General features: G+C 33.3%; 12 protein-coding genes. 4 read left to right on the forward strand and 8 right to left on the reverse strand.

Annotated elements, in window-relative coordinates; genetic code table 11:
* The first annotated feature begins 67 nt into the window (after positions 1 to 67).
* Entirely contained in the window at positions 68 to 772 is a 705-nt protein-coding gene (locus BTO05_RS04750; protein ID WP_087491556.1) for a glycosyltransferase, read from the forward strand.
* On the opposite strand, the gene BTO05_RS04755 is transcribed toward BTO05_RS04750, so the two are convergent.
* The 6 genes from BTO05_RS04755 to BTO05_RS04780 form a co-directional block, all read right to left on the reverse strand.
* On the reverse strand, positions 762 to 1,349 hold the full coding sequence (locus BTO05_RS04755; RefSeq protein WP_087491557.1) for a phosphatase PAP2 family protein: 588 nt from the start codon (positions 1,347 to 1,349) through the stop codon (positions 762 to 764). The two genes, BTO05_RS04750 and BTO05_RS04755, sit on opposite strands and share 11 nt — an antisense overlap.
* Complete coding sequence (locus BTO05_RS04760) at positions 1,349 to 1,576, reverse strand: hypothetical protein (RefSeq protein ID WP_087491558.1); 228 nt, start codon at positions 1,574 to 1,576, stop codon at positions 1,349 to 1,351. Before BTO05_RS04760 ends, BTO05_RS04755 begins: the two co-directional genes overlap by 1 nt.
* Before the next feature lie 4 nt (positions 1,577 to 1,580).
* The gene (locus BTO05_RS04765) at positions 1,581 to 2,960 is read right to left on the reverse strand and encodes an MATE family efflux transporter (protein WP_087491559.1); all 1,380 of its coding nucleotides are present in this window, start codon (positions 2,958 to 2,960) and stop codon (positions 1,581 to 1,583) included.
* Between the two features lie 56 nt (positions 2,961 to 3,016).
* Positions 3,017 to 3,958: an NAD(P)H-dependent flavin oxidoreductase gene (locus tag BTO05_RS04770; RefSeq protein WP_087491560.1), complete on the reverse strand. Its 942-nt coding sequence runs from the start codon at positions 3,956 to 3,958 to the stop codon at positions 3,017 to 3,019.
* 83 nt (positions 3,959 to 4,041) lie between these two features.
* Positions 4,042 to 5,235 (reverse strand): tRNA 2-thiouridine(34) synthase MnmA, encoded by a 1,194-nt coding sequence (gene mnmA / locus BTO05_RS04775; protein WP_087491561.1) that lies wholly within the window; start codon positions 5,233 to 5,235, stop codon positions 4,042 to 4,044.
* 97 nt (positions 5,236 to 5,332) lie between these two features.
* A complete protein-coding gene (locus BTO05_RS04780) occupies positions 5,333 to 6,043 on the reverse strand; it encodes a toxin-antitoxin system YwqK family antitoxin (protein ID WP_087493294.1) in 711 nt (236 codons plus the stop codon).
* Between the two features lie 57 nt (positions 6,044 to 6,100).
* Here BTO05_RS04780 and BTO05_RS04785 point away from each other — a divergent pair, with 57 nt between their 5' ends.
* Both BTO05_RS04785 and BTO05_RS04790 read left to right on the forward strand, forming a co-directional pair.
* Complete coding sequence (locus BTO05_RS04785) at positions 6,101 to 7,138, forward strand: fasciclin domain-containing protein (RefSeq protein WP_087491562.1); 1,038 nt, start codon at positions 6,101 to 6,103, stop codon at positions 7,136 to 7,138.
* A gap of 120 nt (positions 7,139 to 7,258) precedes the next feature.
* Entirely contained in the window at positions 7,259 to 7,696 is a 438-nt protein-coding gene (locus BTO05_RS04790; RefSeq protein ID WP_087491563.1) for a hypothetical protein, read from the forward strand.
* Positions 7,697 to 8,107: 411 nt separating this feature from the next.
* Here the strand turns inward: BTO05_RS04790 and yidC are convergent, their stop codons facing one another.
* On the reverse strand, positions 8,108 to 10,024 hold the full coding sequence (gene yidC / locus BTO05_RS04795; protein WP_087491564.1) for a membrane protein insertase YidC: 1,917 nt from the start codon (positions 10,022 to 10,024) through the stop codon (positions 8,108 to 8,110).
* Between the two features lie 92 nt (positions 10,025 to 10,116).
* On the reverse strand, positions 10,117 to 11,733 hold the full coding sequence (locus BTO05_RS04800) for a CTP synthase (RefSeq protein WP_087491565.1): 1,617 nt from the start codon (positions 11,731 to 11,733) through the stop codon (positions 10,117 to 10,119).
* A gap of 264 nt (positions 11,734 to 11,997) precedes the next feature.
* Between BTO05_RS04800 and BTO05_RS04805 the strand changes: the two genes are divergently transcribed.
* Positions 11,998 to 12,435 carry a hypothetical protein gene (locus BTO05_RS04805; RefSeq protein ID WP_157662541.1) on the forward strand — a complete coding sequence of 146 codons (438 nt, stop codon included), beginning with the start codon at positions 11,998 to 12,000 and terminating at the stop codon, positions 12,433 to 12,435.
* Positions 12,436 to 12,452: the final 17 nt, after the last annotated feature.

Genomic DNA, 12,452 nt, shown 5'->3' on the forward strand with positions numbered 1-12,452 from the left:
TTTTAATCCTATGCTCCAAAAAGTAAACTAAAAAGAATATTTTTATCGTAATAAAGTTGAATCTAAAATGAGTCGCACATTTACAATTATAATTCCTGTTTATAATGAGGAAGATAACCTAGAACGCCTTGAGATGGCATTATTAAACTTTCTCAATAGAGTATCTATACCTACTTCTATACTCTTTGTAAATGATGGGTCTACGGATAATAGTAAAACAATGATTGAATCTATTTGTTTACGTAACAATGCGTTTAACTTTATCTCCATTAAAACAAATAAAGGTCTAAGCACTGCATTAAAAGCAGGTTTTGATTTTGTTGACAGCGATTTGATTGGGTATATGGATGCTGACCTTCAAACATCACCAGAAGACTTTAATTTATTACTTAAGCACATTGACGATTATCACCTAATAACTGGAGTTAGATTAAGTAGAAAGGATACTTTTTTTAAAAAAATAACTTCAAAAACAGCTAATGTTGTTAGACGCATTTTTACGCGAGATGGCATGGATGACACCGGTTGTCCGTTAAAAGTTATTCATTCAGACTACGCAAAACGCATCCCAATGTTTAGAGGACTACATCGTTTCTTACCTGCTATGATATTACTACAAAATGGAAAAATAAAACAAGTACCTATCAGGCACTTTTCAAGGATTAAAGGGAAATCAAAATTTAGTCTAAGGAATAGATTTTTTGGACCATTAATAGATTGTTTTGCTTATCTATGGATGAAAAAAAAATATGTCAACTATACTATTGAGTAGAAGAAGTCATCGGAAAATACTTTTTGGCAATAACACCATAAAGTTTATAAAAACCAAAACCAGAAATAGCTCCGAATGTCATACCACAAATGATATCAATAGGAAAATGCACTCCAACATATATGCGGCTGTAAGCTACTGTTGCACTCCAAAATAAAAGTATAAATATTAAATTTTTATAATACGGTCTTAATATAAGTCCACCAAATACAGCAGCTGCCATCGAATTAGAAGCATGTCCTGAGAAAAAGCTACGATTTGTACTACAACGCTCTGCAATATAACGTATGGTATCCATTATTTCTTCGCAAGCACATGGCCTAAATCGCAATACCGAACGCTTAACAACATTTGTCATCTGATCTGTAAATGTTATCATAGCTGCAATTACAACTGCCATAACTAATAGCTTTTGCCAACCATATTTCCTATAAATAAGAGTTAGTAATATGGCGTAAAGTGGTATGAAGGTTAATTTATCTGTTATGACCAACCATAGTCCATCCCATGTTTCACTTCCTAAACTGTTTAGAAAAACAAATAATTGAGTATCGTAATCTAATAATTGCTCTAACATTAATCGTCGTATCTAGCTACTTCTCTATCGTAAAAATCTGTGGCTTGCTGAATATAATTTTCAGTCTCAGTTTCAAGTTCCTTTTGATCGTGCTGATCAAATTCTTCAAACCACTCGACTTCATCGTTTTCAAGATTAATTATAAATCTTGGAAACTCTGTATGAATGATAAATATAGCGTTTGGATAATCTGTATTATCGCCAAGTATAAATTTTGGTAACTCCATAATTTTAATTTACGTTTTTTAATATTAAACGCTTTGTCAAATATACAAACCTTATGTATAATAAAATCGCTGCAGAAGTTAATCCTGCTAATAATCCAATCCATATACCCAAGCTACCATAAGCGTCTGCCTTTCCTAAAAAATAACTAATAGGAAAACCTATTAACCAATAAGCAATAAAAGTTATTATAGTTGGTATATAAACGTCTTGAAGTCCACGTAACGCTCCTAAAACTATAACTTGTAAACTGTCTGTAATTTGGAATACAGCAGCAGCTAATAATAAAGTCGCAGCAATTTTAACAACTTCAGCAGTATCCAAAGCGTTAACTGGGTCATCAAAATCTACATACAGATTAGGCAGCATACTATTAAAGATTACAAAGACCAAAGCAAATATTACAGCGAAAATAAAACCTAGGAAAAATATAGATTCGGCTATTCTTTTTAAGGCTTTAAAATCCTTAAGTCCTTTTTGATTTCCTACACGAATCATTGCCGCTACACTTAATCCCATAGCAACCATAAATGTCATTGAAGATAAGTTAAGCGCTATCTGATTAGCTGCTTGAGCGTTTCGACCTAATGTTCCGCTAAGCCAAATAGCTGCAGTAAATATTCCTACTTCAAAAAACATTTGCATAGCACTTGGCAAGCCTAAATTGGTAAGTTTTTTCAGAGCTTGCTTTGTTAATGTGAAGAAATTTATCCCAGTAACATAAAGTCTAGATTTTTCACGCTTAGACAATAAAAACCATAAATAAAATAGCATTACAAAACGTGACACTAATGTTCCAACTGCTGCTCCAACAATTCCCATTTGAGGAAAACCAAACTTTCCAAAAATCAATATATAATTGATTATTACATTTAACACATTAGCAATTATAGTAGCATACATCGGATATTTTGTCAAGGACATACCATCACTAAACTGCTTAAATGCTTGAAAAATAATTAATGGCACTAATGAAAAAGCAACCAAATCTAAATAAGGTAATGCCAGAACAACCACTTCTTCAGGTTGATCCATAATGTACATTAGGGGCTTGGCAAATAATAGTAATACAAAAAGTATAAGTGATAAAAGTGTACATAAAAATAAGCCGTGTTTGAAGGCTGATTTTCCTTTCTCAAAATTTCCTTCGGTATCTGCTTCTGCTACTAATGGTGTAATTGCAGTTGAAAAACCGATACCAATTGACATAGCAATAAAAATAAAACTATTACCCAAAGATACTGCTGCTAATTCTGCAGCACCCAATTGACCTACCATAACGTTATCCACGAAACTGACAAACGTATGACCAAGCATACCCAAAATCACTGGTGTTGCTAACTTTAAGTTGTATGAAAATTCTTTGGTGTAGTTGCTTAAAACCATGGCGCAAAAGTAGCAGTTTTGCTTTTAGAAAAATACGCATTATAAATCTATTTATATTACAGAATAGCAATACACTTCTTAGCCTCCTCAAATTCAGCAACCATTTCCTCAACAATTTTAGAAACAGGTTTTATATCATGAATTAATCCTGCAATTTGACCAATCTCCAATTCACCATCTTCTAAATCGCCTTCAAACATACCCCGTTTGGCGCGTGCACGCCCAAGTAATTCTTTTAGTTGCTCTGGTGTTGGTCCAGTCTTATATAATTCTTGAACCTCATTATAGAATTTATTTTTTATCAAACGTACTGGCGCTAATTCTTTTAAGGTCAGCTGCGTATCACCTTCTTTAGCATCAACAACAACTTCCTTAAAAGCTTTGTGCGCAGAAGATTCGTCACTAGCGACAAAACGACTTCCAACTTGTACGCCATCTGCTCCTAAAATCATAGTAGCTAACATAGCTTTACCAGTAGCAATACCACCAGCTGCAATAAGCGGAATACTTAACTGCTCTTTTACCATTGGAATTAATGTCAGTGTTGTTGTTTCGTCACGGCCATTGTGACCACCAGCTTCAAAACCTTCTGCAACTATAGCATCCACACCTGCTGCTTCTGCCTTAAGTGCAAATTTGACACTGCTTACCACATGAACAACAGTTATACCTCTATCCTGTAACCACTTGGTCCATGTCTTTGGATTGCCCGCAGAAGTAAAAACAATCTTGACGCCTTCTTCTAGAATGATATCCATAATCTCTTCAATATTTGGATATAGCATAGGTACATTGACTCCAAAAGGTTTATCTGTTGCTACTTTACATTTTTGAATATGTTCTCGTAAGACATCTGGGTACATTGAACCTGCACCAATAAGACCTAATATTCCTGAATTACTAGCAGCAGAAGCTAAACGCCAGCCACTATTCCAAATCATACCAGCTTGAATGATTGGATATTTTATATTAAAAAGTTCAGTGATTTTATTTGCCATTAATTTGATTATTTAATGGCATAAAGTTAAGGAAAAGATACTTCGACAAGCTCAGTATCGTATTAAATTATAAGCTTGAAATATTATGAAATAACACCCGAACCAATTAATTCGTCATCTAGATACCAAGCTACAAATTGTCCTTCTGTAATTGCGGATTGTTTATTTTCAAATTCAACATATAAACCTGATGCTACTTTGTGAAGTGTAGCATTTTCTAAAACTTGACGATAACGAATACGAGCTTTGACTTGCATGTTTTCGCCATCTGATAATTGTAAATCTTCACGAACCCAATGTAACTCTTCATTTTTTACAAATAAAACAGAACGGTATAATCCAGGATGTTTATTTCCTTGCCCTGTGTAAATAACATTTTCGTTGACATCGGTATCTATTACAAAAAGAGGCTCTACAGTTCCACCAACTGCCAAACCTTTGCGTTGTCCTTTGGTAAAATAATGTGCGCCTTGATGCTTACCAACAACTTTACCGTCAGAAGTAGAATACTGTATTTTATTAGCATGAAAAGCGAGCTCACTCTCTTTAGAATCAAAGCGAGGAATAGATTTATGGTATGCTTCTAAATTTTCTGGAATTTCGATAATAACACCTTCTTTTGGCTTTAATTTTTGTTGTAAAAACTCTGGAAGTCTTACTTTTCCAATAAAACAAAGTCCTTGAGAATCTTTTTTATCGGCTGTTATTAAATCTTGCGTTTTTGCAATTTCTCTAACCTCGGGCTTAGTTAACTCTCCTATTGGAAATAAAGCCTTTGCGAGTTGAGCTTGCGATAACTGACACAAAAAATAAGATTGGTCCTTATTGTTATCAACACCTGATAATAATTGATGTACTTTTTCTCCACTTTTTTCAATCGTTGCTTTACGGCAATAATGTCCGGTTGCCACATAATCAGCTCCCAATTCTAAGGCGATATCCATAAAGACATCAAATTTAATTTCGCGATTACATAATACGTCTGGGTTTGGTGTGCGTCCGTTTTCGTATTCTTTAAAGATGTAATCTACAATGCGTTCTTTGTATTGCACACTTAAATCAACTGTTTGAAAAGGTATACCTAACTTATCTGCCACTAACATAGCGTCATTGCTATCTTCTAACCATGGACATTCATCAGAAATAGTTACAGAATCGTCATGCCAATTTTTCATAAATAACCCAATGACCTCATAACCTTGTTCTTTTAGAAGGTATGCTGCTACACTTGAATCTACGCCTCCAGAAAGGCCTACTATGACACGTTTATTATTCATTATAATCTATAACTTAAAGTGGTGCAAATTTAAAAAATAAATGCCCATAATGGGCAGTTATTGTATTGGAAAGATGAATCTAATGTATTGATATAATCTATTGCTTTTTAAAGAGAACCTTATTGTCATCATGGTCTACTTTTCTAACTAGTTTTCCATTCTTGAAATATTCCCAATTACCAGTTTTTAGATTAACTTTAAAGCTCCCAACAGCTTCAAGATTACCATCCAAATCGAAGTATGTTGTTTTGCCGTCTAACTTATCATTTTTATAAAAGGACTCTTGTAAAACTTTATTAGACTCAGAATAAATTTTTAGTACTCCATTTTTCATTCCGCCTTTGTATTGTGCTTCTTCAGCTAATACTCCATTAATAAAGAAAACTTTTCGATTACCTTCTAACTGACCATTTGGATTGTAGCTTTCTTCAATCATAACAACATCAGAGTTTTTATGAAAAAACAGCCATTGACCGATAAACTTTTTACCATTCATGTTACCCTTACTAATGACATTGCCATTAGAAGTCATAAAAGTAACATTTGCCTTATTGTCTTTGAGATTAAAAACTTTTACAGCACTCAAGACACTTTTCTTTCTTTTGAGTTTATAATACTTAAAAGTATCTATTTCTTTTCCATGATTAAATTTACCTTGATACCGAACTTGGTCAGTATTTGGGTAGTTTTTCTTCCAAATACCGTGTCTTTTACCATTTTCATCGAACTTATTAACTTCATTCTGAGACGATACCGATGTTAAAGTTATTGTAAAAAAAATAGCCAGAAGTATGTTTTGTTTAATCATTTTATATTTTTGCTGAACAATCATGAACAAGAATTATTAATTTAAAAACTCAAAAAAATGAAAATTATTTCAAAAACTTTCAAGTTATTAACAGTATTTTTATTGGTTTTAGGAATTACTGGATGTAGCGACGATGATGACAACACTCCTACAAGAACTACTGTAGTAGACTTAGCTGTCGCAAACGGATACACATCACTTGCAGCTGCATTACAAGCAACTGATTTAGTAACTACACTTCAATTAGATGGCGCTTACACAGTATTTGCACCTTCAAATGATGCTTTTACTGATTTATTAAATGCAACAGGATTAGATTTAGCTAATTTATCTACTGCTGAAGAAGAATTAGTTAGACAAATACTATTAAACCATGTAATCATAGGCACTGAAGTTCCTTCATCAGCCATTACTGCAACTGGAATATATGCAAATACTGGAGCTGATGCCCCAGGAAATAACAATTTGAGTATATATGCAAGAAACAATAACGGAGCTTTTGAAATAAATGGAGGTACAACAACTACTGCTGGTGCAAACGTTGTTTTAGCTGAAGCAAACCAACAAGCTGATAACGGTATTATACACGGTATTGATAAGGTATTAGCTTTACCAACTGTAGTCGATATGGCATTAGCTAATCCAGAATTTGGAAGCTTAGTGGCATCATTATTAGAGGCTGATGGTAGTTCTGCTAATCCAATGTATATAGCTACACTATCAACTGCCAATGGTACAACTCCGGCTCCATTTACAGTATTTGCTCCAACAAATGCAGCATTTCAAGCATTATTGGACTCTAACATGATGTGGAATACACCTGCAGATATTGATGATGATTTATTAAATGCTGTACTGGCTCATCATGTATTGGCTGCACAAAACGTACAGTCTGGTGATTTAAACCAAACAGGTACTACAAGCCCAACAACTTTACAAGGACAAACAATAGACATAACACTACCTGGTACAAATGGCAACATCGCAGATGTTGTTGATGGTGCCGGAAACGACGCAGGAATTATTGCTGTAGATGTACAAACATCAAACGGTGTAATACACGTTGTAAATGCTGTTTTATTACCAGCATCTTAAATTCGGAAAATCGAGGCTGATTACCTCATTTTTATATTGATTGATTTAGTTAGTAAAAGCCTTCCTCCTCGGGAAGGCTTTTCTTTTGTATTATATTTATCTAAACTATTAGTATTACAAATGACAGACTCCAATAAAGAATTAACTACAAAAAAACTTTACAAAACAAAATCTATTACTCTTGCTACCTTTTTTGGTGGACCATTAGCAGCTGGATATTTAATAGGAGAAAATTTTAAGGCATTAGGCGAAAGAGATAAAGGTCTTAAATCTAAAATAATTGGAGTAATAGCAACTTTAATACTTTTTACAACAATATTCTCAATACCAGAAAAAGTAATGAGTAAAGTACCTAATTCTATAATCCCCATAATTTACACTGGACTTATTTGGTTTTATGTAGAATGGTCTCAGGGAGAATTTCTTAAAAAACATGAAGAAAACGATAAGTCTTTCTTTTCTGGTTGGAGGGCAAGTGGAATAGGTTTAATTTGTCTTTTAATTATTTCTGCTGGTATTTTTAGTTATATCTATATAGATTCTAATAATCCAGCATAAGATATTTATGACACAAAAATTTCTGCATTTTCTACTAATGAAGAAGAGTCTCTAGAATTTTATAATAATATTGAAAGAAAAGGAAGAATATCTCTTTTAAAAGAATTAGATAATAAAGTTATACCAGCATGGGAAGACAATATCAAAATAATAAATGAAATTAAGACTATTGAAGGCTTACCATCTGATTTATTAGAAAATAATAAAATTCTTTTGAAGTATTCGGAATTACGACTTGAACTATTTTCACTAACAAGAAAGGCTATTAACGAAGACACAAACAAATACGACTTTAAAATCGGTACATTAAATTCAGAAATAAATAGCACTATAGGTCAATTGGAATAGATTAATAAAAATAAAAAAGCCACAACAGATGTTGTGGCTTTTTTATTTTTATTAAATGGCAAATTACTTTTTCTTATTACGTTGCTGCATTTGCTTTTGTTGCTCTGCCTGCTCCATCATATCAGCCATTTTTTTCTGGAAACGATTCTGCTTTTTAGGTTTGCTCTTACTAACCTGAATCTTAGCTAATACTTTTTCTTCATCGATGATGTAGTTTTTAATAACTAACATAATACCAATACTAATTAGGTTAGAGATAAAGTAATATAAACTCAATCCTGAAGCATAATTATTAAAGAATACTAACATTAATAGTGGCGAAAAGTATATCATATACTTCATCATTTTACTCATATCTGGCATACCTTCTTGAGTTGGTTGGTTTGCCATTTGCTGACCTGTTGTCATTTTCATGTAGAAGAAAATGGCAATAGCAGCTAATATTGGAAATAAACTTACATGATCTCCATAAAATGGAATATTAAAGCCTAAATCTAATACAGAATCATAAGAACTTAAATCATCAGCCCAAAGAAAACTTTTTTGACGTAAATCAAATGCCGTTGGGAAGAACATAAACAAGGCGTAAAATACTGGTATCTGCATTAAACCTGGTAAACAACCACTCAGCGGACTTGCACCTGCTTTGCTTTGTAGTGCCATTGTTTCTTGCTGTGCTTTTAGCTTATTGTCTTTATGCTTTGCTCTAATAGCATCTAATTCCGGCTTTAAAATTTTCATTTTTGCTTGAGACAAAAACTGCTTATACTGTACAAAAGATAATACAATCTTCACCAAAATAGTCATCACTATAATAGCAATACCATAAGGTAAGAAACCACTTAAAAAGCCAAATAATGGAATAAAAATAGTTTTGTTAATCCATCCAAAAATACCCCAACCAAATGGTATACTTTCTTCTAGATTTTTATCGTATTCTTTCAGAACTTTAGCATCTGTTGGACCATAATATAATCCCATTGATGTGTCAAAATTGCCACCGCTTAAATTTAATGGAAACTTAGATGCGTATAATTTTGTGTAAACAGAATCTACTTCTTCATCTAAAACCAAGTCTTTAGAAGACATATTTACCAATTTTAATGGAGAATCTGGAACTAAAATGCTACTAAAAAAGTGTTGTCTATAGGATAACCAAGCGACATCAGAAACCACTTCTTCATCGTCTTTCATCTGAGCAAGCTTATCTATTTTATCGCCATCGTGTTGGTAAGTTAAGCGTGTATATCTGTTTTCGTAAGTAATACTTTGGTCATGACTGTAACCTTTGAGTTTCCAATCTAAGCTCATCTCTTGAGAGCTATTGACTACATTGTCTAAACCTTGAGATTTGATTGACAAATCAATCATATAATCATTAGGCTTTAACTCATATCTATACTCTAAATATTGAGACTCAGACACCTTTAATTTCATCGAAACAATAGTGTTATCTCCGCTTTTGGTAACACTAGGCTGAAAGTATAAACTTTCAGTATTTAAAATACGGTTGTCTGTCGTTGCAAAATTAATATTGAAATTAGTATTACCGTCTTTCACCAAATAAATTGGTTCATCATTATGGTCAACAAATGGTTTAAGTCTTACTTCCGATAGGTGACCACCTTTGTTATTAAATTTTAATGCCAAAAGCTCAGTCTCTACATCTGTTGTGGCATCTGTAGCTGATGGTAGTGTTGATGCATACGCAAACGACCCTAACTTATTCTGAAGTGCAACGCGCTGTAAAGAATCAGTTGCAGAAGCATTAGAGTAATCTTCAGAAGTTGTCACTTTAGTTGTTAAAGCTTGTTCTACTTCTTTTGCCTTCTTGTCAGCTTCAATTTTTTCTGTCTCTGCTTGTTTTTGTGCTTCTAACTCTTCTGGTGTTGGCTGGTTTTGCCAAAAATACCAAAGCATAATTCCAAAAAGGAGTACAAATCCTATGATTGAGTTAATGTCAAATTTCTTTTCTTCCATATGTGTTATGTCGCAAGAGCGACGCTATATTGATTAGTTGTATTGCATAACCCAAAAAGCTATCCAAAAATCTTACTTGTGCCAAACTGACACTATTTTTTTGTCTTATAATCTAAAGCTGCTGCTACAAAAGATACAAAAAGCGGATGCGGATTAGCAACCGTACTCTTATATTCAGGATGGTATTGTACACCAACAAACCAATTATGAGTTGGGATTTCGACAATTTCTACCAAACCAGTTCCAGGGTTTAAACCTGCGGCTTTAAGTCCAGCTCCTTCAATTTGAGATTTATAATCGTTATTAAATTCAAAACGGTGTCTATGACGCTCTTTAATTTCGGTATGACCATAAGATTTGTAGGCCAAACTATCACTATCTAGTTTACAATCCCATGACCCCAAACGCATCGTGCCACCTTTATTTACAACATCCTTTTGTGATTCCATCAAATCTATTACTGGATGTGGTGTATTTTCATTCATCTCGGTAGAATTAGCATCTTTAAGACCCAAAACATTTCGAGAATACTCTATGACTGCCATTTGCATACCTAAACAAATTCCTAAAAACGGAATGTTATTTTCTCTGACATAACGCACAGCATCTATTTTCCCTTCGATACCGCGTTCACCAAATCCTGGCGCCACCAAAATACCGTCTAAATGCCCAAGTTTTTCTTTAACGTCAGTTGCAGACAAATATTCTGAGTGTATCGACTCTACATTGACCTTTACTTCGTTCTCAGCACCTGCATGTATAAATGCTTCTAAAATAGATTTGTAAGAATCTTGAAGCTCTACATACTTTCCTATCAATCCGATTGTAACTTCACTTTTAGGGTTCTTATGACGCTTTACAAAAGTATTCCACTGACCTAAATCCGGAGCATTACTAGTAAGTTTTAGTTGTTTTAAAACTACCTTATCCAATCCTTCGTCCAACATTAAATTTGGAACGTCATATATGGTAGAGGCATCAATAGATTGTATTACCGCTTCTTCTTTGACGTTACAAAAACGTGCTAATTTATTTTTAATACCATCACTCAATTCGTGCTCCGTACGGCAAACCAAAATATCGGCTTGTACACCACTTTCCATTAAAGTTTTTACACTATGTTGTGTCGGCTTAGTTTTTAGTTCTCCCGCAGCAGATAGGTATGGCACAAGAGTCAAATGAATTACACAGGTATTACCTTCTCCTAAATCCCATTCTAATTGACGTACAGCCTCAACGTATGGTAAAGACTCGATATCACCAACAGTACCACCAATTTCGGTAATGACAATATCGTAATCACCAGAATTACCTAAAATCTGAATACGGTGTTTTATCTCATCTGTAATATGCGGAATAACTTGTACCGTTTTACCTAAAAACTCGCCGCGACGCTCTTTGTCAATAACACTTTGGTAAATACGACCAGTAGTAACATTATTGGCTTGTGATGTTGGCACATTTAAAAAACGCTCGTAATGCCCTAAATCCAAATCCGTTTCTGCACCATCATCAGTCACATAACATTCGCCATGCTCATAAGGATTTAATGTACCTGGGTCTATGTTAATGTATGGGTCTAATTTTTGAATGGTCGTTCTGTAACCTTGAGCCTGAAGTAATTTGGCTAAAGATGCTGCTATAATGCCTTTTCCGAGAGAAGACGTTACACCGCCAGTTACAAAAATATACTTTGGATTTGTTGTCATGTTGCGCTATTAAACGCAGGCAAATGTACGAAATAAAACCACTTATTTGATAATTGTTTTGGGTTTGTTTTGATGAATTAATCGGAGGTAACATACTTGACTTTATAGATTTTTTCATCTAACTTCGTTTATGTTAGACTGAGCTAGTCGAAGTCATGTCTGATAAAAAATATTAAAAGGATTTTTATCAACGAAGCATCATTTGAAATTTCTATGAAAACACTATTTGAAAATTATATAACCAAAATTAACTTGAATAGATTAATGAAAGACATATTTATTAACGCTCCTATCTCAGCTTTAATATTTAGTTTATTTATATCTATTCTGACATGGACAAAACCGAATATTAATCAAATATTGATTTTTATATTAGTCTTCGCGATATTAAAATCATTCAAAACTCTAAAACATAATTACAGAAATCACTTAGAGAGAATTTTACTTGACTATGAGAATGGAAAAATAATTATTAATCAAATAAGACCATCAATAAAAAAGACTGAGACAATAATTAATTATAAAGAAATAAGGATATCTGAAATTAGACATATACCTATTTCTTGGTTTTCTTTTGAAAACTATTTTTGGATCTCTGACAAGTATTCAAAAATTAAAATCTCTACTGCTAGTAATGAAAATAGAGAAATCAATATAAATGAAATTTACTCTGAATTAAAGAACCTTCAACAACGTGGATAATTCATTGCTAGTTTAGT

Source organism: Winogradskyella sp. PC-19, from assembly GCF_002163855.1.
Lineage (GTDB): Bacteria > Bacteroidota > Bacteroidia > Flavobacteriales > Flavobacteriaceae > Winogradskyella.